A 23,193-nucleotide genomic window follows, 5' to 3' on the forward strand; every position below is an offset into this window, starting at 1 on the left:
GGAGCGCATCCGGGACCTCCCGCGGGGGCCGCCGGACGGGCCACTCCGGCGGCGAACTCGCGCCACGCCGTGTCACCGCCATGGCGTCCGAGGGGTACGGGTTCGACAATGGGGACGATGACCGATGACGACCGGCTGACGCGCGGTGGCGAGATCGGGCCCGCCGAGCGGCTCGCCATGAACCGGACCGGCAGCTTCGACTGGGATCTCGACACGGGCACCATCGATGTCGACGAGGCCGGGCTGCTGGTCTTCGGGCTGTCCCCCGACACCTACGACGGCCGGACGGAGACGCTCGTCGCCCGTCTGGCCCCCGAGGAACGGACCCGCCTCGACACCATCGTCCGGGAGGCGATGCGCAGCGGCTCCGTCTCGTACACGGCGCACTTCCCCATCCCCCAGGACGACGGTTCCGCCCACTGGACGCACGTCCAGGCGCGGATCCTGCGCACGCCCGACGGGCGGGCGCAGCGGATCGTCGGGATGGTCCGGGACACCACCGCCGAGGTGACGCACTCCGCCTTCCTCCTGGAGCTGGAGAAGCGCCGCGAGGTGCAGACGAGCATCGTCGAGCGGACCACGAACGCGCTCTCGCGCGCGGTGACCGTCGACGACGTGACCGCCGCCCTGACCGGGCCCGGCGGACTCGCCCGGCTCGGCGCGGAAGGGCTCGCGCTCGGCCTCGTCGAGAACGGCTCGCTCAACGTGATCGCGCTGAGCGGCGAGTCCCTCGACGCCCTGAACGACTTCCGCACCCGGCGGCTCGACCGGGGCCTGCCGCTGGCCGAGACGGTGCTGAGCGGCCGGCCGCGCTTCGTCTCCTCGTTCGCCTCGCTCGGCCGGGAGTTCCCCGAGCTCGCCCCGTACCTCTCCCGGCTCGAATTCCGTTCGGCCTGCTACCTGCCGCTGGTCGCGCAGGCGCGCTCGCTCGGCGGGATGGCCCTGTTCTACCGGGGCCGGTCGTCCTTCAACGCCGACGAGCGGAACCTCGCGCTCGGCCTCGCGGCGATCGTCGCGCAATCCCTCCAGCGGGCGATCCTCTTCGACGAGGAGCGGGAGCTCGCGACCGGGCTCCAGGCCACGATGCTGCCGCGCCGGATCCCGGAGATCACCGGCGGCGAGATCGCCGTCCGCTACCACGCGGCCTGGAGCGGCCGGCAGGTCGGCGGCGACTGGTACGACGTGATCTCGCTGCCCCGGGGCCGGGTCGGCATCGTCGTCGGCGACGTTCAGGGGCACGACACGCACGCCGCCGCCATCATGGGCCAGCTGCGGATCGCGCTCAGGGCGTACGCGGGTGAGGGCCACGCCCCTTCGACGGTCCTCGCCCGGGCCTCCCGCTTCCTCGCCGAGCTCGACACCAACCGCTTCGCGACCTGCACGTACGCCCAGGTGGACCTGGCCAGCGGCACCCTGCGCGCGGTACGGGCCGGGCACCTCGGCCCGCTCATCCGGCACAACGACGGCCGGGTGGGGCAGCCCAACCTGCGTGGCGGGCTGCCGCTGGGGCTCGCGACGGTCTTCGGCGACGAGGAGTTCCCCGAGACGCGCCTCGACCTCGTGCCCGGCGAGACGCTCGTCCTGTGCACGGACGGGCTCGTGGAGCAGCCCGGCTCCGACATCGCGACCGGTCTCGACGCGCTCTCGGAGGCGATCCGCAGCGGCCCGCCGCAGGCGGAGGCGCTCGCCGACCACCTCTCCGAGCGGCTGTGGGAGCGGTGGGGCTCCGGCGACGACGTGGCGCTCCTGGTGCTGCGGCGCACCCCGGACCCGGGCACGCCCCGGGCGCCCCGCATCCACCAGTACATCCACCAGGCCGATCCGCAGGGCCTCTCGGACGCGCGGGCGGCCGTGGGGCAGGCGCTGCGGGACTGGGGCCTGCCGGAGCTGTCGGACGACGCCGAGCTGCTCACGGGCGAGCTGCTCGTCAACGTGCTGCTGCACACGGAGGGCGGCGCGGTCCTCACCCTGGAGGTGCTGCCCGAGCCGGTGCGGCGGGTCCGGCTGTCCGTGCAGGACCGTTCCAGCGCCTGGCCCCGGCGGCGTACCCCCGGCGAGGCGGCCACCTCGGGCCGCGGACTGCTGCTGCTCGACGCGCTGGCGTCGCGGTGGGGCGTGGAACCGCGGGGCGAGGGCAAGGCGGTGTGGTGCGAGATCGGACCGGAGCCGGCGGTGGCGGACGCCGGGGCCCCCGGCGGCAGGTGAGGAGGCTCCGATGGACCCCGTGGCCGCGCTCAACCGGATCGCCTTCCTCCTGGAGCGGGCGCAGGCGCCCGGGTACCGCGCGCGGGCCTTCCGCACCGCCGCGACCGCGCTGACCGCCCTGCCGGAGGGCGAGGCGGCGCGGCGGGCGGCGGACGGCACCCTGGAGGCGGTGAAGGGGATCGGCCCGAAGACGGCGGCGGTGGTCCGCGAGGCCCTGGAGGGCCGGGTGCCGGAGTACCTGGCGCGCCTTGAGGCCGAGTTGGAGGAGAGCCTCGGGCCCGGTGCGTCTTCGGACGGCGACGGCGGCGTCGGTGTCGGTACGGCCCTGAGGGCGGCGCTGCGCGGCGACTGTCACCTGCACTCGGACTGGTCCGACGGCGGGGCGACGATCGAGGACATGGGCCGTGCGGCGGCGTCGATCGGTCACGAGTGGGCGGTCCTGACGGACCACTCCCCCCGGCTGACGGTGGCGCGCGGCCTTTCCTCCGACCGGCTGCGCGAGCAGCTCGACGTGGTGGCGCGGCTCAACGCGGAGTGGGCGCCGTTCCGGCTGCTCACCGGGATCGAGTGCGACATCCTGGACGACGGTTCGCTCGACCAGGAGCCCGAGCTGCTCGACCGGCTCGACCTGGTCGTGGGCTCGGTGCACTCGAAGCTGCGGATGGACGCGCGATCGATGACCCGCCGTCTCGAACGGGCCGTAAGAAGCCCCCTGATGGACGTGCTCGGGCACTGCACGGGCCGGCTCGTGGCGGGCGGACGGCTGCGGCCCGCGTCGGAGTTCGACGCCGAGCGGGTCTTCGCGGCCTGCGCGGAGGCGGGCACGGCGGTGGAGATCAACAGCCGCCCGGAACGGCTCGATCCGCCCCGTGCGCTGCTGCGGCTCGCGGTGGAGGCGGGGACCCTTTTCGCGATCGACACGGACGCGCACGCCCCCGGCCAGCTGGAGTGGCAGATCCTCGGCTGCGCGCGGGCGGAGGAGTGCGGGGTGCCGGAGGACCGCGTGATCAACACCTGGCCCGCGGAGCGGCTGCTGGAGTGGGCGGCGGCCTGAGAAACCCCCGGGCCATGGGCGTCAGGCGCGCTGCCAGACCGTGGTCGCGTTGCAGAACTCGCGGATGCCGTGGCCGGCGAGCTCGCGGCCGTAGCCCGAGCGCTTGATCCCGCCGAAGGGAAGTGCCGGGTGGGAGGCGGTCATGCCGTTGACGAAGACGCCGCCGGCCTCCAGGTCACGGACGAAGAAGGCGATGTCCTCTTCCTTGCGGGTCCACACGTTGGAACTGAGGCCGAACGGGGAGTCGTTGGCGACGGCCACCGCCTCCTCGATGTCGCTGACCGGGTAGACGGTGGCGACCGGGCCGAAGGTCTCCTCGTGGTGGACGCGCATCGCGGGGGTGATGCCGGTGAGGACGGTGGGACGGTAGTACCAGCCGTTCGCGAGCTCCGGCTCCTCGGGCCTGCGCCCGCCGCACAGGACGGTCGCGCCCTTGCGCACGGCGTCGTCGACGAGGGCCTCCAGGTCGGCGCGGCCCTGCTCGGTGGCGAGGGGGCCGACGTCGGTGGACTCGTCGAGGGGGTCGCCGACGGTGAGGGCGTTCATGGCGGCGGTGAAGCGCTCGGCGAAGTCGTCGTAGACGTCCTGGTGGACGATGAACCGCTTGGCGGCGATGCAGGACTGGCCGTTGTTCTGCACGCGCGCGGTGACGGCGGTCTTCACCGCCCGCACCACGTCGGCGGAGGGCATGACGATGTACGGGTCGCTGCCGCCGAGCTCCAGGACCGTCTTCTTGATCTCGTCGCCCGCGACGGAGGCGACGGCGCGGCCCGCGGGTTCGCTCCCGGTGAGGGTGGCGGCGACGACCCGGGGGTCGCGCAGGACGGCCTCGACGTCGCGGGAGCCGATCAGGAGGGTCTGGAAGCAGCCGTCCGGGTATCCGGCGCGGCGGAACAGGTCACCGAGGTAGAGCGCGGTCCTCGGCACGTTGGAGGCGTGCTTCAGGAGGCCGGTGTTGCCCGCCATGAGCGCGGGCGCGGCGAAGCGGATGACCTGCCAGAGCGGGAAGTTCCACGGCATGACGGCGAGGACCGGGCCCAGGGGCCGGTAGTGGACGCGTGCGGTGTCGGCGCCGGAGTCCTGGACGTCGCTCTCGGCGGGGTGCTCGTCGGCGAGCAGCCGCTCGGCGTTGGCCGCGTACCAGCGCATGGCCTTGGCGCACTTGGCGGCCTCGGCGCGGGCGGCGACGATCGGCTTGCCCATCTCCAGGGTCATGGTGCGGGCGATGTCGTCGCCGTCCTCGTCGAGGAGGGTGGCGGCGGCGCGGAGGAGGCGGGCGCGTTCGGCGAAGGAGGTGGTGCGGTACTGGCGGAACGCCGCGTGCGCGGCGGCGACGCGCCGCTCGACCTCCTCGGGCCCGTGGGCCTCGTAGGTGCGCAGCGTCTCGCCCGTCGCGGGGTTCACCGTGGCGATGCCCATGCCGGTTCTCCTCCTGGCCCGGGGCCGTTCGGCCCCCACGGGAAACCTCCCGCGCCGGGCGCGGGGGCGCAACAGGGGTGGGGCGGTGGGGTGACCGCGCGGGACCTGACCGCCGGGGTCGGGCGGTAAGCCCGGGGTCGGGTGGCGCGCCCGGGGTCAGGCGGTGAGCCCGGGGTCAGGCGGTGAGCCAGTCCAGGGCGCCGCCGAGGTGCGCGCGGAAGGCGGGGTCCTCGTACGCCTCCGCCGCGTGCCCGAGCGCGGTGAAGAGGAAGCGGCCCCGGCCGACCTCCCGGCACCAGACGAGCGGGTGGTCGTCGCCGTGCGTGCCGCCCTCGTACGAGGACTCGTCGACGCGCGCCAGGACGTGGACGCCCGCCGCGCGCGGCGCCGACGTGAAGTCGTACCACTCGTCGGTCCACTCCCAGACGGCCGGGAGCGGCGCCGTCGCGGGGTGGCCGGGGTCCTCGACGAGGACCGTGCCGGGCTGGAGGTCGGGGTGGCCGGCGAAGCGGGTGCCGAGGAGCTCGCCGTAGAGCGGCCAGTCGGGCTCGGCGTTGGCCGCCGCGTGGACGGCGAGGAGCGCGCCGCCGCCCCGCAGGTATGCCTCGCAGGCGGTACGGCCCTCGGGGGTCAGGACGGTGCCGGTCGTGGACACCAGGACGACGGCGGGGCGGCCGGCGAGGCCCTCGGGCGTGAACGCGGCCGGGTCGTCGGTGATGTCGGCGCCCCAGCCCCGCTCGCGGGCGAGGTCGGCGAGCGCGGCAGCGGCGGCGGGGAGGGAGTCGTGGCGATAGCCCGCGGTACGGGTGTAGATCAGGACATCGGCGGTGGGCACGCGGCGAGCTCCCCGGTCGGTCATGGCAGGGGGACGTTCCCCGCCGGGGACCGTAACCAAGGACGTCATCCGGCCACAACTCACGTCCGGCGCCGCCGTGGTGAGCCAGGTGGACGGCGGGCGGCACCACGTCCCGCTCCCGTGCCCGGGGCTGCCGAAAACACCGCGCCTCGCGGCCGGCCCCTCGGGCAGACTGCCCTGATGACGCCCCTTCACGATCATGCCCGCCGCGCCCTCGCGCACGTCGCCGACCGCTCCACCGGCGGGCCGGTCGCGCCCGGTCTGCGGGTCACGCTCAACTTCCACCCGCACTTCCTCGACCGGCTCGCCGAGGACGGCGTCTACCGCTCGCAGTTCGTCACCGGGACCGGGAACGGCGGGCTGACGGCGCGGCCCGGCGGGGACCGGTGGCGGTGGGAGAGCCGGATCTTCGGCGGGGTGTACGACGAGGCGCCCGCGGACACCCGACCGGTGTACGGGGCCCTGAACTACGGCCGTCGCCCCTTCGGCGCCGCGCCCCGCTTCGGCTCGGCGCACCTGCGGCTCACGGCCGAGGCGGTGGGGCGGGCGTCGTTCTGCTACCCGGACAGCTTCCTGGAGCCCACCGACTTCGGCGTCGCCTCGCGCATGGGGCTCGTCGCCCTCGCCGAGGCCGATGACGCGGACCCGCTCGACGACTACGTCGAGGCGCAGGTCCACGGGCCCGTCGTCATCGGCCGTGACGTGGAGGCCCTGGTCCTCGACCCCAGCCACCGGGGTACGGAGGTCGAGGCGGCGGCCCTGCGGCTGGGCTGCCCCGTGGAGTGGCACGGCGGTTTCCGGCTCTCCGTCGAGGAGCTGCGCCTGCGCCCCGACTTCCGGGGCCCGGAGTACGTGGAGCTCGGCGCCCGGATCGCCGTCGACGGGTTCCTCGACGCCCGGACCGTGCAGGAGGCGGCGGGATCAGGGGCGTACGACCCCCAGGACGTGAAGCGGGTCTGGCACTACCTGGCCCGGTTCGGCGCTCCCAGCTGACGGGTCGAGGCCTCCAGGAGCGGGGCGAGGAACTCCCGCTCCAGGGTGCCGGGCGGCAGCGCCTCCGGCTCGACGTAGCTCTGCGCGAGACCGCCCTCCCGCAGGGCGATGACCAGGCGGGCGAACCGGTCGGCGTCCACCGTGAGTTCCCGCCCGGCCCGGCGCAGGACCAGCGTCAGGCCGCGGGCGATCTCGGCGCGCAGCCGCTCGTCGTGGCGGGCGAGGACCCAGGCCGTCTGCGGGTCGCGGATGGCCCGCAGGGTGAACTCGGTGGTCACCACGTACCAGTCCCGCTCGTCCGGTTCGATCCGCGCGGCGAGCTCCGCGATCCGCGGCAGTGTGCACTCCTCCGGGGTCAGCGCGTCGATGGCCTCCGAGAGCCGCCGCACGATCCGGTCGCTGTGCTCGTCGAAGAGGGCGAGGAAGAGCTCGTCCTTGCCGGCGAAGTTCGAGTAGTACGCGCCCCGCGTGTAGCCCGCGCGCTCGCAGATCTGCTCGATCGTCGCCGCGTGGAAACCGTGCTCGGCGAAGACCTCCAGGGCTGCCTTCAGGAGCGCCGCTCGGGTCTGGGGCCGGCGCCTGGCGACGCCGGGGGCATCTTTCGGCACGGCGGGGACTCCTCGGTGGTCGTGGGACGGACACCCACCTTACCGACGGCCCCGACGGCCCCTTCCCGGGCGCGGGCCGACGGCGGCGGATAAAGTTGACCCATGGGAGAGCGGCCCGTCGCGCCCGCCGCGCCCGCCTTGGTCCTCGAGATCGACGGGGACGCGACCCTCATGAACCCGGGCCGTGTCTATCGCATCGGACGCGACCCCACCAGCGACATCGTGCTCGCCGACGCCCGCGCGTCCTGGCACCACGCCCTGCTCCGTACCGTGGCCGGGCACTGGGATCTGGAGGACGAGGGCAGTACGAACGGGACCTACGCGAACGGTCTTCGGGTGGCGGGATCCCGGGAGACGGGCTCGCGGGCCGTCGGTCCCGGGACGGTCGTGCGGTTCGGGCACCCGGAGGACGGACCGAGAGCGGTGCTCTCGTCCCCGGCGGCGCAGCCGCTGCCCCCGGAGGCACCTGAGGCACCCGAGGTACGTGAGGCGCCTGAAGTGCCTGAGGTACGCGAGGTGCCTGAGGCACCCGCGGCCCAGGCAGCCCCGGAGACCCCAGTGGTCCCGGAGCCCGCGCCGCCCTCGCTCCCGCGCCCCTCCTCCGTCTCCCACCCCGCCGCCACCGGCACCTTCCGTGAGCCGACCTCTGTCCGCCCGCTTCCCGTCCGCAGCGTCCGGATCGGCCGCTCGCCCGACAACGACATCGTCGTCGACGACCTCGTCGTCTCCCGCCACCACGCCGAGCTGCGGGCCGAGCCCGACGGCACGTACCGCATCCGGGACCTCGGGAGCCACAACGGCACCTTCCTCAACGGCGGCGCCGTCGTCGACGCGCGGGTGACGCCCGACGACATCGTCGGCATCGGCCGGAGCGCGTTCTGCCTCATCGGCGGGCAGCTCGTCGAGTTCACCGACACCGGCGAGATCTCCCTCGACGTGCAGGAGCTCGCCGTCACCGTCGACCACGGGCGCAAGACCCTGCTCGACGGCGTCTCCTTCCCCGTCGGCCAGAAGTGCCTGCTCGCCGTCGTCGGCCCCTCCGGAGCCGGGAAGTCGACGCTCCTGGGCGCGCTGACCGGCCAGCGCCCCGCCGACCGGGGCACGGTGCTCTACGACGGCCGCGACCTCTACCGCGACTACGCCGAGCTGCGTCAGCGCATCGGGCTCGTCCCGCAGGACGACATCCTGCACCTCCAGCTCACCGTCCACCGCGCCCTCTCGTACGCCGCCGAACTTCGCTTCCCCGAGGACACCGACCCCGCCGAGCGCCGGGCCCGGGTCGACGAGGTGATCCGCGAGCTCGGGCTCGTCGAGCGGGCCGAGCAGCCCATCCACAGCCTCTCCGGCGGTCAGCGCAAGCGCGTCAGCGTCGCCCTCGAACTGCTCACCAAGCCGTCCCTGCTCTTCCTCGACGAGCCGACCTCCGGCCTCGACCCGGGCATGGACCGGTCCGTGATGCACATGCTGCGCGGGCTCGCGGACGACGGGCGCACGGTCGTCGTCGTCACCCACAGCGTGCTCAGCCTCGACGTCTGCGACCGGCTCCTCGTCCTCGCGCCCGGGGGCAAGGTGGCCTACTACGGGCCGCCCGCCGACACGCTCGGCTTCTTCGGGTACGACCAGTGGCCGGAGGCCTTCGAGGCGTTCGAGAGCGAACGGGACCGCGACTGGGCGGGGCAGTACCGTTCCTCCCGCTTCCACCGCCGGTACGTCGAGGACGCCACGCAACGCCCCTTCGTTCCCGTCGCGAGTCCCCACGGCGACGCCGCGACGCCGGGTCCGCAGGAGCCCGGGCCGCCGCCGAAGGCGCAGAGCTGGGGCTCGCAACTGCGGACCCTGGTCCGCCGGTACGCCGCCGCGCTCTCCGCCGACCGGACCTTCCTCGCGATCATGATCGCGCTGCCGTTCGTCATGGGCGCGATGGCCCGTGCCCTGTCCGAGGGCAGCCTGGGCCCCGAGTCGACCATGAACGTCCTGCTCATCCTCTGCGTGGGCGGGGTCCTGACGGGCGCGGCGAACGCCGTGCGCGAGCTGGTCAAGGAGCGGTCGATCTACCGGCGCGAGAGAGCCGTCGGCCTGTCCCGCTCCGCCTACCTCGCCTCCAAGGTGGTCGTCCTCGGGGTGATCACGGTCGTGCAGGCGGTCGTCCTGACCCTCGTGGCCCTGATCGGCGTCCCGCTCAACGTGCCCGGCGGCAAGGGCGTCCTCATGCCGCCGCTCGTGGAGATCACGCTCGCCGTAGCGCTGCTCGCCTTCACCGCGATGATGCTCGGCCTCCTCGTCTCGGCGGTGGTCCGCAAGGAGGAGGTGACGATGCCGCTGCTCGTCCTCCTCGCGATCGTGCAGGTGGTCTTCTGCGGCGCGCTGCTCTCCGTACGCGGTACGCCGGTCCTGTCGCAGCTGGCCTGGCTGGTGCCCTCCCGGTGGGCGTTCGCGGCGATGGGCGCGACGATCGACATCGGGAAGGTCGCGCCGAGCGAGAAGACCGACGATCCCCTGATGCGGCACACGGCGGAGGCGTGGCTGTTCGACATGGGCATGCTGGTGGTGCTCTGTCTCGTCCTCGGCTTCGTCGTGGCGCGGCTGCTGCGCCGCCACGAGCCGGTCGTGATGCGGAGGTAGGCCGTGAGCGTCCCCGTACCGGAGTACGTGCCGGACTTCCGGCCCACCCATGTCGTACCGCGCGACGGCCTGCCCGCCTGGGAGGCGCCGGACCCGGCGCTGCCGACGGCGCCGCTGGACGCGTTCCTGCCGGTGCGGCTGACCGAGCGGGCCGGCGACTGGGGACGGATCCTCTGCTCCAACGGCTGGTCGGCGTGGGTCGACGCGCGCCTGCTCGTCTCCGTGCCCGACGACCCCCCGGCGGCGGGCCGGCCGATGGCGAGGACGGCCGATCCCCGGCCGCTGATCGCCCGCGCCGAGGACGCGCTCGGCCGGTACCGGTGGGCGGCCGAGGAGCTGGGCGCGGGCCGCTCGGACGGCGAGGGCTTCCGGCTGCGGACGCGCGGGCTGCGGGTCGGGATGGTCGTGGACGGGGAGTCGGTGTGGCTGTACGACGCCGAGCACGAGCGGTGGGTGTACTGCGACGGGCTCGGGCTCCATACGTACGCGGCCTCGGCGAGCCCTTCGGTGACGGCACCGCCGACGGCGGTACGACATGCCCCGACGGCGGTGGAGCAGGCCCCGCCCGGACCCCCTGAGCCGTCCGATGCCCGCTCCGCGGCCCCGGCCGCCGCACCGGCGCCCTCCCCCGGCCCCGTCCCCGCCGCGTACGAGCCGACCCAGGTGGTGCCGCAGGTCGATCCGGCCGTGGCGGCCGGGCCGCCGCCGACGCAGGTCGTCGAACAGCCGCCGGGACCGCACGGCCCGCCCGGTGCGCACGGCTCGGGCGGCTCGGGCGGCTCGCACGGCGAGAACGGTGAGCGCTGATGGCGGGCGACGGCGGGACGCGCGGGGACGCGGACATCCCGGCGGGCCGCCCCTCGGGGCTCGTCGGCAAGGAGATCGCGGGCTACCGCGTGGAGGGCGAGATCGGGCGCGGCGGCATGGCCGTCGTCTACCGGGCCCGTGACCTGCGCCTCGGCCGTACGGTCGCGCTGAAGCTGCTCGCCCCCGAGCTGGCCCGTAACGACACCTTCCGCAAGCGGTTCGCGCACGAGTCGCGGGTGGCCGCCTCGATCGACCACCCGAACATCGTGCCGGTCTTCGGGGCCGGCGAGACGGAGGGCGTCCTGTACATCGCCATGCGGTTCGTGCCCGGGCAGGACCTGGTGGCGCTGCTCGACCGCGAGGGGCCGCTGCCGCCCCTGAAGGCGGGGCGGATCGCCGTGCAGGTCGCCTCGGCCCTGGACGCGGCGCACGCCCACGACCTGGTGCACCGGGACGTGAAGCCCGGCAACATCCTCGTCGACGAGGGCACCGACGGCGACCATCCCGAGCACGTCTACCTGACGGACTTCGGGCTGACGAAGAAGTCGCTGTCGCTGACCGGTTTCACGACGGTCGGCGAGTTCGTCGGGACGCTCGACTACGTGGCGCCCGAGCAGATCTCCGGGAAGCCGGTGGACGGCCGGTGCGACGTCTACAGCCTGGCCTGCGTGGTCTTCGAGACGCTGGCGGGGGCGCCGCCGTTCCGCCGTGACACCGACTACGCGGTGATGTGGGCCCAGCAGTACGACCCGCCGCCCCCGCTCTCCGAGCTGCGGCCGGGGCTGCCGGAGGCGGCGGACGCGGTCTTCGCGAAGGCGCTGGCCAAGTCGCCCGAGGAGCGGTACGGGACGTGCCTGGAATTCGTGACGAGGCTGCGGGCCTCGCTCGCGGAGGCGGGAACGCCGGGTGACGGGCCCGGACCCGGGGGGTCGGGGCGGCCGAGCGCCCGGCGGCCCGGTCCGCCGCCGGAGCCGCCCGCGTGGGCGCGGCCGGTGTTCCGGGAGCTGTGACAGCCGTCAGCGGTGCTGCTTCCGTCAGCGGTGCTGCTTCCGTCAGCGGTGCTGCTTCGCGTTCGCGGGATCAGTCCCGTTCCCGGTCCCGGTCTCGACCTCGCCCTTGCGGTGGACGCGGGTGGCGAGGAGCGCGCCGAGGAAACCCGTCGCCAGGCCCCAGAGGAGGGCGAGGCCGACCGTCTTCCAGATGTCCGGGCGGAGCACGACCTGGCCGCCCAGCGAGGAGAGGTCGCCGATGCCGAGGATCGAGAGGCCGAAGCGGGCCTCGACGAGAGTGAGCGGGGTGACCACCAGCATCGTCACGGCGAAGGCGACGCCCATGCGCAGCGAGTGCTGCCAGAGCCGGGTCCTGGCCGGGGAGCGGACGGCGGCGCCGAAGGCGGCGGCGAGGAGGAGGACGGCGGCGACGGGCAGCAGCCACCAGGCCCTGGCGTCCTCCGCGGCGAGGGTGGACAGGTCGACGGTGGAGAGCTTCGAGGCCGTGTCCCCGTCGCCTCCGCGCGCGCGGAGGACCGCGTCGAGGACCTGGGGCATGGGGAGGCCGAACGGGCCCTCCACGGTGCCCTGCCAGGAGCCGCCGATGCCGACGCCGAGGGCGAGCCAGGTGATGTTGGGCAGGCCGAGCAGGAGGACGGCGAGGGTCTCCGCCGCGTGGCCCTTGGTCGCCGCGACGACGAGGCCGATGACCAGGCCGAGGGCCACGTACGCGAGGAGCAGCAGGAGCATCGCGTGGGCGGCGGGCCTGACGGGCTCGTGGAAGCGCACGAGGCGGGCGGGGACCGGGGTCTTGCGGGAGACGAGGAGGGCGACGACGAGGACGCCGAGGATCCACAGGAGGCCGTAGAAGAGCGTGGGGCCGAGGTCGGTGCGGAAGCCGACGGTGGGGTTCGCGGCGTCCAGGAGGTCCCCGAAGAGGTCGCCCAGGGTGTCCCCGGAGTCCTGGGCGGTGTCGCCGCCCAGGGTGATCGGGAAGTCGTGCCGGGCGAGGGCGGAGAGGCCCGCGAGACCCGCCAGCCAGAGGGCGACGGTGGCGGCGGCGCGCAGCAGGAGTTCACGTCCGCCGGCCACGGCGTGGTGGCGCAGGGGGCGGAGGAAGCAGAAGCCGGTGACGAGGGCGCCCACCAGGGTCACGGTGAGCGGCATGGCGGTCAGTTCGGCCTGGGTGCCCGCGAGGGCCCCGGCGTCGCCGGAGAGGTCGATCTTTCCGCCGGTGGCCATGACGACGACGGCCGCGAGGACGGCGGTGAAGCCGCCCGGCAGGTCGGCGGCGCCCGCGGCCCAGAGGCCGAGACCGGCGACGACGCCCATGGCGACGTACCCGGCGAACACCGCCGCCAGCGCCTGGACTCCGACGCGGAGAGTGCTCACCCTGCCCACGCTAGTACGGTCGACGGCCGCCCGCAGTGCGGTCGGGAGCCGTCCGCTTGCGGGCGGGTACCCTCCCGCGCGCACAATGAGCGCGGAACGGAAGAAAGGGAACAAACATGACTTCCCACCCCCCGTCCGGCTCGTCGGGCCCCCCGCCCGGCTCCTCGCCGGGCCCTTCGTCCGGCCCCTCGTCCGGACCTTCCTCCGGGCCCCCGTCGGGCCCCCCTTCGATCCCGCCGTCGGGGCCGCCGTCCGGCCCGCTCTCGGGCCGGGGGACCAGCCCCGGCGCCGCCGGTCCCCCGCCGCCCGCCGGACCGCCCTCGGGCGGCGGAGGCGGCGGTGGGGGCGGTGGCGGCGGCTCCGGCGGAGGGGGCGGGGGCTCCCCAGGAGGCCCGGCCGGTGACGGCGCCGGCGGCGGCTCCTCGAAGGGCGGCGGCCCTTGGTGGCGCTCCGTCCCGAAGGTCGCCTCGGCCACCGCCGTGCTCGTCGCGGGCGTCGCCCTGGCCGTGGTCCTGACCAACCAGCCCGGCGACAAGAACGACACCTCGGGCTCCGGCGGCGGCGAGGTCTTCCTCCAGAACGCCTCGGCCTCGGGCCCCGACCCGTTCACGCAGTCCACGGCCCGCACCGACGGCGGTTCCGCCGCCCCCGCCTCGCTGCCGCCCCGCTCCTCCTCCGCCGAGGCCGGCACCCCGAAGGTCTCGGGCGCGGCGCCCGGGCTCTACGGCGGTACGCAGAACGTCGCGAGCTGCAACGTCGAACAGCAGGTCCGGTTCCTCGCCGCCGAGCCCTCGCGGAACGCGGCCTTCGCCTCGGTCCTGAGCATCAAGCCCGACCAAGTCCCTTCGTACCTGCGCTCCTTGACGCCCCTCCAGCTGCGGGCGGACACCCGCGTGACGAACCACGGCTTCAAGGACGGCTCCCCCACGACGTACCAGGCGGTGCTGCAGAGCGGGACCGCCGTCCTCGTCGACGAGCGGGGCATGCCCCGGGTGCGCTGCGCCTGCGGCAACCCGCTGACCGACGCGGTGGCGCAGAAGGCGCCGCGGACCTCGGGCACGCCGTGGCAGGGGTACAACTCCACCCAGGTCGTGGTCGTGGCGCCGTCGGTGACGGTCATGAACGTCTTCGTCGTGTACGACCCCCAGGACGACGACTGGTTCGCCCGGAAGCACGGCGACACCGGCCGGCACGACAAGCCGACCCCGCCGCCGCCTCCCCCGCCGACCCACTCGACGTCGCCGTCCGTCTCGCCGTCGACGTCGCTCTCCCCCTCGCCCTCGGAGTCGACGCTGTCGCCGATCCCGTGCGTGACGGTGACCGGTACGGAGACGCCCGCGCCCCGGAACGGCGTCACACCGTCGCCGTGCCCGTCGACGCTCTCGCCGACGCCGTCCACGTCGACACCGTCCACGGACTCGTCCTCCCCGTCCACGGACTCGTCCTCGCCGAGCTCGCCGTCCGACTCGACGAGCCCGTCCGACGAGTCGCCGTCCACGGACTCGTCCTCGCCGTCGGCACAGTCACTGGCACCCGAATCCGGTCCGGTGACGGACGGCACGTCGTCCTCGGCCGCCGGAACGGAGTCCGGAACGGAGTCCGGCACCGCACCCGGGACCGCGTCCCCGCTGTCCCCGTCCCCGCTGTCCCCGTCGCTGACGCTGTCGACCTCGCCCACCCCCACCGGGACGGCGACGACCTCGTCCTCGGCACCGGCACCCGGCCCCGGCGGCGTCCGCGCCGCCTGACCGTCACACCCCGCTGTGGCCCCTGCGCGCGTCGCGTCCCCGCGACGCGCGCAGGGCGCGGAGCCAGGCCGTGAGCGGGCGGGGGCCGGGCGGGCGCTCCTCGGCGCGCTGCTGCCACATCCGCTCGTCGCGGTCGGTGAACTGTCCTGACATCGCTCGTCTCCCCTCGTGATGGCATGGCCGGAGGGCCACTGAGAGAGACTCTGTACTCTTATTGGCCCGGACATCAGAGCCAATGAGGAGTGATTGGCATGGCAGTGGCACGCGTGGTCCACACAGCGGACCGGACCCTGACGGGCCGCCAGCTGGCGTCGCTCCTCACCCCGCCTCCGGACGGCCGTTTCGGCTACCGGGACCTGGCGCGGGCGGTCCGGGAGGCGCTGCTCGACGGCCGGGTGGCGCTGCGCCTGCGGCTGCCGGCCGAGCGCGAGCTCGCGACGGTCCTCGCGGTGAGCCGGACGACCGTGACGGGGGCGTACGACCTGCTGCGGGAGAGCGGGTACGCACACAGCCGCCGGGGCGCGGGGACCTGGACCGCGCTGCCGGACGGGCAGGTGCCGACGGCGCTCGGCGGCGCCTTCCAGGAAGACGCCGAGGCGACGATCGACTTCGCCCTCGCCGCGCCGCACGCCCCGGTGGCGGAGCTCTCCGCCGCCCTTGCCGCGGCGGCCGCCGAACTGCCCCGGTACGCGGGGGCTCCGGGCTACCACCCGTACGGACTGCCCGTCCTGCGGGCCGCCATCGCCGACCGGTACACGGCCAGGGGGCTGCCGACGCTGCCGGAGCAGATCCTCGTCACGACCGGGGCACAACAGGCCCTCTCGCTGGTCCTCACGCTGCTCGGACGGTCCGGCGACCGGGTGCTCGCGGAGAACCCCTCGTACACCAACGCCCTCGACGCGATGCGCGGCCGGATGCTGCGGATCACGCCGGTGCCGGTGACGGAGGCGGGCTGGGACTCCGGGCTCGTGGACGCGGCGCTGCGGCAGACGGCGCCGCGCCTGGCGTACCTGATCCCGGACTTCCACAACCCGACCGGGCACGTGATGCCGCCGGAGCAGCGGCGGGAGGTGGCGCGGTCCGCGCGGGCCAGCGGGACGTGGGTGGTGGCGGACGAGACCCTCACGGACATCTCGCTCGACGTGCCGCCGCCGGTGCCGTTCGCGGCGGCGGCCGGCGGGGGCGACGGGGAGCAGATCGTGTCCGTCGGCTCGCTGAGCAAGAGCTGCTGGGGCGGGCTGCGGGTCGGCTGGGTGCGGGCGGCCTCGCGGGTGGTGACCGAACTGGCGCGGGTACGGATCACGGCCGACTTCGCGGGTTCGGTCCTCGACCAGCTGGTGGCGGTCTCGCTGATCGGCGAGCTGGACACGATCCTGCCGAGGCGCCGGGCGGAGCTGCGGAGCCGCCGGGAGGCGCTGACGGCGGCGCTCGCCCGGCACGTACCGGAGTGGCGGTGGGTGACGCCGCCGGGCGGGATGTGCCTCTGGATCGACCTGGGCCGTCCGGTCGCCTCGACCGTGGCCGCGCGTGCGCTCCGGCACGGGGTACGGGTGGAGGGGGGCGCCCGGTTCGGGGTGGACCCGGGGACGCACGAGCACCGGCTGCGGATTCCGTTCACGCTGCCGGAGGAGGTCTACGAGCCCGCGACGGAGCGGCTCGCGGCGGCCCTGGAGGGGGCGCCGGGGCGGGTGGTGGGTCCGGCGCTGCCGGACTGGGTGGCCTGACGGGCCCCGCCGATATCCGGATGCCTGCCGCCGGAGGTCCGTGTACGGTCCACCGGGTGAAACCGCTGACCGACAAAGAGATCCGTTCGTCCTTCGTGAACTGCACCAAGGGCGAGGCGGCGCGTCTGAAACTGCCGCTCGACTTCGCCGAACTCCCCTGGGAGGACCTGGACTTCCTGGGCTGGGTGGACCCGGGCGCGCCGTTGCGCGCGCACCTGGTCCTGCCGCGCGAGGACGGTCCGCTCGGGGTGAGCCTGCGGGTCCCGGCCACCGCCCGGACGAGCGCGGTGAAGTCCAGCATGTGCCAGGTCTGCATGACCGCGCACGCGTCCTCGGGCGTCACGCTTCTCGTCGCGCCGCTCGCGGGTGCCCGGGGCCGCGAGGGGAACACGGTCGGGATCTACCTCTGCGCCGACCTCGCCTGCTCCCTGTACGTGCGGGGCAAGCGGGAGCCGAAGCTGCGCGGGCGGCGCCACGAGGAGTCGCTGACGCTCGACGAGCAGGTCGCCCGGCTGACGGGCAACCTGGATGCCTTCGTGAACCGCGTGACGGCGGGCTGACGCCGACCGTCAGCCCGTGAGAGCGCCGGTCAGCGGAAGGCCTGCTCGCCGGTGAGCGCCTTGCCGATGACCAGGGAGTGGACCTCGCTCGTGCCCTCGTAGGTGAGGACCGACTCCAGGTTGTTGGCGTGGCGCAGGACCGGGTACTCCAGGGTGATGCCGTTGGCGCCGAGGATCGTGCGGCACTCGCGGGCGATGGAGATGGCCTCGCGGACGTTGTTCAGCTTGCCGACGCTGATCTGGTCGGCGGTGATGCGGCCCGCGTCCTTGAGGCGGCCGAGGTGGAGGGCGAGCAGCATGCCCTTGCCGAGCTCGACGGACATGTCCGCGAGCTTCTGCTGCGTGAGCTGGTAGGAGGCGAGGGAGCGCTCGAAGACGACGCGGTCCTTGGCGTAGGAGATCGCGGTCTCCAGGCAGTCGCGGGCGGCACCGAGGGCTCCGAAGACGATGCCGAAGCGGGCCTCGTTGAGGCAGCCGAGCGGGCCGGAGAGGCCGCGGGCCTCGGGCAGCATCGCGTCGGCGGGGAGCCGGACGTCCTCGAGGACGAGCTCGCTGGTGACGCTGGCGCGCAGCGAGAGCTTCATCTTGATCTCGGGGGCGCTGAAGCCGGGGGTGCCGGCGGGGACGAGGAAGCCGCGGACGCCCTCCTCGGTGCGGGCCCAGACGACGGCGACGTCGGCGACGGAGCCGTTGGTGATCCACATCTTGGTGCCGTTGAGCACCCAGTCCGAGCCGTCACGCTTGGCGTTCGTCCGCATCGAGCCCGGGTCCGAGCCCGCGTCGGGCTCGGTGAGGCCGAAGCAGCCGATGTACTCGCCGGCCGCCATCTTCGGCAGCCAGCGCTGCTTCTGCTCCTCGGAGCCGTACTTCCAGATCGCGTACATGGCGAGGGAGCCCTGCACGGAGACGAGGGAGCGCAGGCCGGAGTCGACGGCCTCCAGCTCCAGGCAGGCGAGGCCGTACGCGACGGAGTTGGTGCCCGCGCAGCCGTAGCCCTCCAGGTGCATGCCGAGGACGCCGATCCCGCCGAGGGTGCGGGCGAGCTCGCGGGCGGGGATCTCGCCCTTCTCGAACCAGCCGGCGACGTGCGGGCGCAGCTCGCGGTCGGCGACGGCGCGCACGGTCCGGCGGATCTCGCGCTCCTCGTCGGTGAGCAGCCCGTCGATCGCGAGCAGGTCGAAGGGGTGGACGGGAGTGGACGACGACTTCACGGACGGCCTCCTGGCGACGGGCGGGCAACACCGAGTGGGCAACGCGGCGAGCGGCAGCCTAGCCGGAGATCGGATATTGGATCCAGTATTGAAAATCCGGCGCCAGCCCCCTACGGTCCCGATTGGATCCAATATTCGGATCCCATCTTTTGGATCCGCGTACGGGATCCAACCCCTGGATCCGCATACGGGATCCCATGTGCGGAGAGCGAGGAACCGACGCATGCGCGCAGACCAGCCGGAGACCCCCGAGGCACCCGCCCCCGGGGCCCTGTCCGGGATCGTCGTCGCCGACTTCGGCCGGGTCCTCGCGGGCCCGTACATGACGATGCTCCTCGCCGACCTGGGCGCGGACGTGATCAAGATCGAGCGGCCCGGCTCCGGCGACGACACGCGCGCGTGGGGCCCGCCGTTCGCCGGCGGCGAGGCCGCGTACTTCCTCGGAGTGAATCGCAACAAGCGCTCCGTCACGCTCGACCTCACCGACCCGGAGGACCTGGCGACGGCCCGCGCGATCGTCGACCGCGCGGACGTGCTCGTGGAGAACTTCCGCCCCGGGACGATGGAGAAGCTGGGGCTCGGGTACGAGGACGTCCGCGCCGGCAACCCCGGGCTCGTGTACTGCTCCGTGACCGGCTTCGGCACCGCCGAGGGCGCCCACCTGCCGGGTTACGACCTGCTCGTGCAGGCCATGGGCGGCCTCATGAGCGTGACCGGCGAGCCGGAGGGCCCCGGGACGAAGGCCGGGGTCGCCCTCGTCGACGTCATCACCGGCCTCCACGCGGGGCTCGGCGTCCTCGCCGCCCTCCGCCACCGCGAACGCACCGGCGAGGGCCAGCGCGTCGAGGTCTCGCTGCTCACCTCGCTCCTCTCCGCCCTCACCAACCAGGCCGCCGCCCACCTCGGCGCCGGGGTCGTGCCGCGCGCCATGGGCAACCGGCACCCGAGCATCGCCCCGTACGAGGTCGTCGAGGCCCGGGACCGCCCGCTCGCTCTCGCCGTCGGCACCGACCGGCAGTTCCGCACCCTGTGCGAGCGTCTCGGTCTCCCGGCGCTCGCCGAGGACGCGCGCTTCGCGACCAACACCGCCCGGGTCGCCCACCGCGAGGAGCTCCTCGCGGCCCTCGCGGGCCCGCTGGGGACCCGTACCGCCGACGAGTGGTTCGAGGAGCTGACCGCCGTCGGCGTGCCCTGCGGTCCCATCAACGACCTGGCCGGCGCCTTCGGTCTCGCCGACCGGCTCGGGCTCGCCGCGCGCGTCCCCGAGGCCGCCGCCGGACCCGGCCAGGTCGCCAACCCGATCGGCCTCGCCGCCACCCCCGCGGCCTACCGGAGCGCTCCCCCGCGCCTGGGCGAGCACACGGACGAGCTGCTCGCCGCCCTGGGGCGGCCCGCGCGCACGCCCTGATCCGTAGGAAGATGGGGCACGGTCCCCGAGCGAAGGAACGGAAGGTCACAGGCGATGAGCAGCGCGGAGCGGAAGCGGCGGCCGCAGACCGCCCAGCAGTTCGTCCTTGAGGAACTGCGGCGCGCCATCACCAGCGGGGAGCTCAGGCCGGGCGACCAGATCCGCCAGGAGACGCTCGCGGCCCGGCTCGACGTGAGCCGGGTGCCGCTGCGGGAGGCCCTGAAGTCGCTGGAGGCCGAGGGCCTCGTCGTGCACCGCATACACCGCGGGTACTTCGTCGCCGAGCTGTCGCTCGCGGACCTGGAGGAGATCTACCGGATCCGTGAGCTCCTGGAGACCGAGGCGGTCCGGGCGGCCATGCGGCGCATGCCGGACGGCACGCTGGACGCGCTCTGGGAGATCCAGCGCGAGGTCGAGCGGGCGGCCTCGGACGGGGACGTGACCGCGATGGCGGCGGCGAACCGGCGGTTCCACTTCGCGCTCGTCGAGGCCTCGGGGATGCCCCGTCTCATCCGTCTCATCGCGACGCTGTGGGACTCCACCGACGCCTACCGCTCGCTGTACTACACCGAACTCGCCCACCGCGAGCAGGCCGTGCACGAGCACCGCGCGGTGCTCTCGGCGCTGCTCCACGGCGACGAGGCCGCCGCCGTGCGGTGGCTCGACGAGCACCGCGCCCACGCGGTGGCGGCCCTGCGCGAGGTCCTGGACCTGGACCGGGGCTGACGCCTCGGACAGGCCCTGAGCAGGTCCCGTACCCTGGCGCCCGACGCGAGGAGGAACCATGGCGCGGATGCCGTCGGCCGAACGACGTGCCCAGCTGGTCGAGGCGGCGATCAGGGCGATGACCAGGGACGGGGTCGCGCGGACGACCACCCGGTCGATCTGCGCCGAGGCGGGTGTGTCGCTGAGCGTCTTCCACTACTGCTTCGACTCCAAGCAGGCGCTGCTCGAAGCCGCGATCCAGACGATCAACGCCAACTACGTGGCGCGGGTGAAGTCGGCGGTCGAGCCGAAGGCCACCCTCCGCGAGACGGTACGGGCCGGTCTGCGGACGTACTGGGAGCACGTCACGGCCCATCCCGGCGAGCACATGCTGACGTACGACCTCACCCAGTACGCCCTGCGCGAGCCGGGGTTCGAGCACCTGGCCCGCGCGCAGTACGAGCAGTACATCGCCTCGGCCGTCGTCCTCGTCGACCGGGTGCGCGAGACGCACGGCACGGAGCACCGGGTTCCAGCGGACGCCGTCGGGCGCTACCTGGCGGCGGCGATCGACGGGCTCACCCTCCAGTTCCTCGTCCTCGGGGACGAGCAAGGGGCCCTCCGGAACCTGGACATGACGGCGGATCAGCTGGTCTCCATGCTGGAGAGGTGACGAGCTCACGGACACCTTACCCATGAGTCACTTTCCCAACAGGTCATTTGACCCGGACTCTTGACTCACTGGCTCCGCACCGGGATTCTCGGGTCGCCCGGCACACCCCCCAACGACCGGAGGCCTGACCCGACATGACCCCACCCTCATCCCGGAGGACGGGCAGAAGAGCCTCTCTTCTCGCCCTCTTCCTCGCTCTCGCCGCCGTGCTCTTCGGATCCGGCCCGGTCCCCGCGCTCGCCGCGGGATCCGCGACCGGCTCCTGGTGGGAGCCGGTCTCCCGGCCCGCCCAGGACTCCCAGATCAACGTCACCGGCACGCCGTTCAGCGGCACCGACGCCCAGGGGCGGGTGCGCGGCTTCGTCGACGCGCACAACCACCTCATGTCCAACGAGGGCTTCGGCGGCCGGCTCATCTGCGGCAAGACCTTCTCCCCGGCCGGCATCGCCGACGCGCTGAAGGACTGTCCCGAGCACTACCCCGACGGCTCCCTCGCGCTGTTCGAGAACGTCACCGGCGGCGCGGACGGCAAGCACGACCCGAACGGCTGGCCGACCTTCAAGGACTGGCCCGCCCACAACTCCCTGACGCACCAGCAGAACTACTACGCCTGGGTCGAGCGCGCCTGGCGCGGCGGCCAGCGCGTGCTGGTCAACGACCTGGTGACCAACGGACTCCTCTGCTCGATCCAGCCCCGGGACCGCGGCTGTGACGAGATGGAGGCGATCCGCCTGGAGGCCCGCAAGACCTACGAGCTCCAGGACTACGTCGACGGGATGTTCGGCGGCCCCGGCAAGGGCTGGTTCCGGATCGTCACCAGCGCCGACCAGGCCCGCAAGGTCGTCGAGCAGGGCAAGCTCGCGGTCGTGCTCGGCGTCGAGACCTCCGAGCCCTTCGGCTGCAAGCAGATCCTCGACGTCGCCCAGTGCTCCCAGGCGGACATCGACCGCGGCCTCGACGAGCTGTACGGGCTCGGCGTGCGCAGCATGTTCCTGTGCCACAAGTTCGACAACGCGCTGTGCGGTGTGCGCTTCGACTCGGGCACGATCGGCACGGCCGTCAACATCGGCCAGTTCCTGTCCACCGGAACCTTCTGGCAGACGGAGCAGTGCGCGGGCCCGCAGCACGACAACCCGATCGGCAACGCGGCGGCGCCCGTGGCGGCCTCGAAGCTGCCCGCCGGGGTGAGCGTGCCCTCGTACGCCGACGGAGCCCAGTGCAACAAGCGCGGCCTCAGCCGGCTCGGCGAGCACGCCCTGAAGGGGATGATCGACCGCGGGATGATGCTGGAGCTCGACCACATGAGCGTCAAGGCCGCCGGCCGCGCGCTCGACATCCTGGAGTCGCAGGAGTACCCGGGCGTCCTGTCCACGCACAGCTGGATGGACATGGACTGGACCGAGCGGCTCTACCGTCTGGGCGGTTTCGCCGCCTCCTACATGCACGGCGCGCAGGGCTTCATCGGCGAGGCGGCCCAGAAGGCCGACCTGCGGAAGAAGTACGGCGTCGGCTTCGGCTACGGCACGGACATGAACGGGGTCGGCGGCTGGCCGGGCCCGGTCGGCGCCGACGCGCCGAACGCCGTGAAGTACCCCTTCCGCAGCGCCGACGGCGGCTCGGTCATCGACCGTCAGGTCACCGGTGAGCGGACCTGGGACCTCAACACCGACGGCGCCGCCCACAACGGCCTGGTCCCGGACTGGATCGAGCAGATCCGGCTCAGCGGCGGCCAGAGCGTCGTGGACGAGCTCGCCGGTGGCGCGGAATCGTACCTGCGGACGTGGCGGGCGACCGAGAAGCACGAGCCGGGCGTGAACCTGGCGGCCGGGGCCCCGGCGTCGGCGAGCTCCACCGAGTGGCACCCGTGGATCAGCTACGCGGCCGGTCGCGCCGTCGACGGCGACACGGACAGCCGCTGGGCGAGCGACTGGTCGGACGACCAGTGGATGCAGGTGGACCTGGGCGCGGTGCACCCGGTCGGCCGGGTGACCCTGGACTGGGAGCGGGCGTACGCGCGCGCGTACCGGATCGAGGTGTCGGAGAACGGCTCGGACTGGCGTCAGGTCTGGTCGACGGACGCCGGTGACGGCGGCTACGACACGGCGACGTTCGCCTCGACGCCGGCCCGCTACGTACGGATGCACGCCGTGGGCCGCGCGACCCAGTGGGGTTACTCGGTCTACGAGATGTCCGTCCACCGGGCCTGACGCGGCACCTGG

Annotated in this window: 19 protein-coding genes; 13 read left to right on the forward strand and 6 right to left on the reverse strand. The window is 73.9% G+C overall.

The window, feature by feature from the left end; translation table 11 throughout:
* Positions 1-117 precede the first annotated feature (117 nt).
* Entirely contained in the window at positions 118-2,205 is a 2,088-nt protein-coding gene (locus ACFC0Z_RS09390; protein ID WP_376434479.1) for a SpoIIE family protein phosphatase, read from the forward strand.
* Between the two features lie 10 nt (positions 2,206-2,215).
* Complete coding sequence (locus ACFC0Z_RS09395) at positions 2,216-3,259, forward strand: PHP domain-containing protein (RefSeq protein WP_376434481.1); 1,044 nt, start codon at positions 2,216-2,218, stop codon at positions 3,257-3,259.
* Between the two features lie 21 nt (positions 3,260-3,280).
* Here ACFC0Z_RS09395 and ACFC0Z_RS09400 read toward each other — a convergent pair whose 3' ends face one another.
* Complete coding sequence (locus ACFC0Z_RS09400) at positions 3,281-4,678, reverse strand: NADP-dependent succinic semialdehyde dehydrogenase (protein WP_376434483.1); 1,398 nt, start codon at positions 4,676-4,678, stop codon at positions 3,281-3,283.
* Between the two features lie 175 nt (positions 4,679-4,853).
* Positions 4,854-5,513 carry a ThuA domain-containing protein gene (locus ACFC0Z_RS09405; RefSeq protein WP_376434485.1) on the reverse strand — a complete coding sequence of 220 codons (660 nt, stop codon included), beginning with the start codon at positions 5,511-5,513 and terminating at the stop codon, positions 4,854-4,856.
* Between the two features lie 201 nt (positions 5,514-5,714).
* Here ACFC0Z_RS09405 and ACFC0Z_RS09410 point away from each other — a divergent pair, with 201 nt between their 5' ends.
* Complete coding sequence (locus ACFC0Z_RS09410; protein WP_376434487.1) at positions 5,715-6,527, forward strand: DUF3626 domain-containing protein; 813 nt, start codon at positions 5,715-5,717, stop codon at positions 6,525-6,527.
* Here ACFC0Z_RS09410 and ACFC0Z_RS09415 read toward each other — a convergent pair.
* Positions 6,497-7,135, reverse strand: coding sequence for a TetR/AcrR family transcriptional regulator (locus ACFC0Z_RS09415; protein ID WP_376434489.1), 639 nt, complete (start codon positions 7,133-7,135; stop codon positions 6,497-6,499). The genes ACFC0Z_RS09410 and ACFC0Z_RS09415 overlap by 31 nt on opposite strands.
* Positions 7,136-7,237: 102 nt before the next feature.
* Between ACFC0Z_RS09415 and ACFC0Z_RS09420 the strand changes: the two genes are divergently transcribed.
* Genes ACFC0Z_RS09420 through ACFC0Z_RS09430 form a run of 3 tightly spaced genes read left to right on the forward strand, consistent with a single transcriptional unit; the run spans position 7,238 to position 11,574 of the window.
* Positions 7,238-9,757 carry an FHA domain-containing protein gene (locus ACFC0Z_RS09420; RefSeq protein WP_376434491.1) on the forward strand — a complete coding sequence of 840 codons (2,520 nt, stop codon included), beginning with the start codon at positions 7,238-7,240 and terminating at the stop codon, positions 9,755-9,757.
* Positions 9,758-9,760: 3 nt separating this feature from the next.
* On the forward strand, positions 9,761-10,564 hold the full coding sequence (locus ACFC0Z_RS09425; protein WP_376434493.1) for a hypothetical protein: 804 nt from the start codon (positions 9,761-9,763) through the stop codon (positions 10,562-10,564).
* Positions 10,564-11,574, forward strand: coding sequence for a serine/threonine-protein kinase (locus tag ACFC0Z_RS09430; protein ID WP_376434495.1), 1,011 nt, complete (start codon positions 10,564-10,566; stop codon positions 11,572-11,574). Before ACFC0Z_RS09425 ends, ACFC0Z_RS09430 begins: the two co-directional genes overlap by 1 nt.
* Positions 11,575-11,616: 42 nt before the next feature.
* Here ACFC0Z_RS09430 and ACFC0Z_RS09435 read toward each other — a convergent pair whose 3' ends face one another.
* Complete coding sequence (locus ACFC0Z_RS09435) at positions 11,617-12,954, reverse strand: streptophobe family protein (RefSeq protein WP_376434497.1); 1,338 nt, start codon at positions 12,952-12,954, stop codon at positions 11,617-11,619.
* Between the two features lie 107 nt (positions 12,955-13,061).
* Between ACFC0Z_RS09435 and ACFC0Z_RS09440 the strand changes: the two genes are divergently transcribed.
* Positions 13,062-14,693 carry a DUF6777 domain-containing protein gene (locus ACFC0Z_RS09440; RefSeq protein WP_376434499.1) on the forward strand — a complete coding sequence of 544 codons (1,632 nt, stop codon included), beginning with the start codon at positions 13,062-13,064 and terminating at the stop codon, positions 14,691-14,693.
* Positions 14,694-14,696: 3 nt separating this feature from the next.
* On the opposite strand, the gene ACFC0Z_RS09445 is transcribed toward ACFC0Z_RS09440, so the two are convergent.
* Positions 14,697-14,846 (reverse strand): hypothetical protein, encoded by a 150-nt coding sequence (locus ACFC0Z_RS09445; protein WP_376434501.1) that lies wholly within the window; start codon positions 14,844-14,846, stop codon positions 14,697-14,699.
* 98 nt (positions 14,847-14,944) lie between these two features.
* On the opposite strand from ACFC0Z_RS09445, the gene ACFC0Z_RS09450 reads away from it, so the two are divergent.
* Both ACFC0Z_RS09450 and ACFC0Z_RS09455 read left to right on the forward strand, forming a co-directional pair.
* Positions 14,945-16,417: a PLP-dependent aminotransferase family protein gene (locus ACFC0Z_RS09450; RefSeq protein ID WP_376434503.1), complete on the forward strand. Its 1,473-nt coding sequence runs from the start codon at positions 14,945-14,947 to the stop codon at positions 16,415-16,417.
* Positions 16,418-16,437: 20 nt separating this feature from the next.
* Positions 16,438-16,977: an FBP domain-containing protein gene (locus ACFC0Z_RS09455; RefSeq protein WP_376434505.1), complete on the forward strand. Its 540-nt coding sequence runs from the start codon at positions 16,438-16,440 to the stop codon at positions 16,975-16,977.
* A gap of 29 nt (positions 16,978-17,006) precedes the next feature.
* Here the strand turns inward: ACFC0Z_RS09455 and ACFC0Z_RS09460 are convergent, their stop codons facing one another.
* Entirely contained in the window at positions 17,007-18,188 is a 1,182-nt protein-coding gene (locus ACFC0Z_RS09460; protein WP_376434507.1) for an acyl-CoA dehydrogenase family protein, read from the reverse strand.
* Between the two features lie 223 nt (positions 18,189-18,411).
* On the opposite strand from ACFC0Z_RS09460, the gene ACFC0Z_RS09465 reads away from it, so the two are divergent.
* The 4 genes from ACFC0Z_RS09465 to ACFC0Z_RS09480 all read left to right on the forward strand — a co-directional run bounded on the left by ACFC0Z_RS09465 (position 18,412) and on the right by ACFC0Z_RS09480 (position 23,181).
* Positions 18,412-19,596 (forward strand): CaiB/BaiF CoA transferase family protein, encoded by a 1,185-nt coding sequence (locus tag ACFC0Z_RS09465; RefSeq protein WP_376434509.1) that lies wholly within the window; start codon positions 18,412-18,414, stop codon positions 19,594-19,596.
* Between the two features lie 54 nt (positions 19,597-19,650).
* Entirely contained in the window at positions 19,651-20,322 is a 672-nt protein-coding gene (locus ACFC0Z_RS09470; protein ID WP_376434511.1) for a GntR family transcriptional regulator, read from the forward strand.
* A 58-nt stretch (positions 20,323-20,380) separates the two neighbouring features.
* Complete coding sequence (locus ACFC0Z_RS09475) at positions 20,381-20,974, forward strand: TetR/AcrR family transcriptional regulator (RefSeq protein ID WP_376434513.1); 594 nt, start codon at positions 20,381-20,383, stop codon at positions 20,972-20,974.
* A 134-nt stretch (positions 20,975-21,108) separates the two neighbouring features.
* The gene (locus ACFC0Z_RS09480; protein WP_376434515.1) at positions 21,109-23,181 is read left to right on the forward strand and encodes a discoidin domain-containing protein; all 2,073 of its coding nucleotides are present in this window, start codon (positions 21,109-21,111) and stop codon (positions 23,179-23,181) included.
* The last annotated feature ends 12 nt before the right edge of the window (positions 23,182-23,193 follow it).

The sequence above is a fragment of the Streptomyces sp. NPDC056144 genome (assembly GCF_042264145.1).
Classification (GTDB): domain Bacteria; phylum Actinomycetota; class Actinomycetes; order Streptomycetales; family Streptomycetaceae; genus Streptomyces.

Coding starts and splice junctions, on each gene's coding strand:
- ACFC0Z_RS09440 (WP_376434499.1), top strand. CDS start 13,062: ATGACTTCCCACCCCCCGTCCGGCTCGTCGGGCCCCCCGCCCGGCTCC.
- ACFC0Z_RS09450 (WP_376434503.1), top strand. CDS start 14,945: ATGGCAGTGGCACGCGTGGTCCACACAGCGGACCGGACCCTGACGGGC.
- ACFC0Z_RS09475 (WP_376434513.1), top strand. CDS start 20,381: ATGGCGCGGATGCCGTCGGCCGAACGACGTGCCCAGCTGGTCGAGGCG.
- ACFC0Z_RS09465 (WP_376434509.1), top strand. CDS start 18,412: ATGCGCGCAGACCAGCCGGAGACCCCCGAGGCACCCGCCCCCGGGGCC.
- ACFC0Z_RS09395 (WP_376434481.1), top strand. CDS start 2,216: ATGGACCCCGTGGCCGCGCTCAACCGGATCGCCTTCCTCCTGGAGCGG.
- ACFC0Z_RS09420 (WP_376434491.1), top strand. CDS start 7,238: ATGGGAGAGCGGCCCGTCGCGCCCGCCGCGCCCGCCTTGGTCCTCGAG.
- ACFC0Z_RS09390 (WP_376434479.1), top strand. CDS start 118: ATGACCGATGACGACCGGCTGACGCGCGGTGGCGAGATCGGGCCCGCC.
- ACFC0Z_RS09445 (WP_376434501.1), bottom strand. CDS start 14,846: ATGTCAGGACAGTTCACCGACCGCGACGAGCGGATGTGGCAGCAGCGC.
- ACFC0Z_RS09470 (WP_376434511.1), top strand. CDS start 19,651: ATGAGCAGCGCGGAGCGGAAGCGGCGGCCGCAGACCGCCCAGCAGTTC.
- ACFC0Z_RS09480 (WP_376434515.1), top strand. CDS start 21,109: ATGACCCCACCCTCATCCCGGAGGACGGGCAGAAGAGCCTCTCTTCTC.
- ACFC0Z_RS09430 (WP_376434495.1), top strand. CDS start 10,564: ATGGCGGGCGACGGCGGGACGCGCGGGGACGCGGACATCCCGGCGGGC.
- ACFC0Z_RS09455 (WP_376434505.1), top strand. CDS start 16,438: ATGCCTGCCGCCGGAGGTCCGTGTACGGTCCACCGGGTGAAACCGCTG.
- ACFC0Z_RS09400 (WP_376434483.1), bottom strand. CDS start 4,678: ATGGGCATCGCCACGGTGAACCCCGCGACGGGCGAGACGCTGCGCACC.
- ACFC0Z_RS09410 (WP_376434487.1), top strand. CDS start 5,715: ATGACGCCCCTTCACGATCATGCCCGCCGCGCCCTCGCGCACGTCGCC.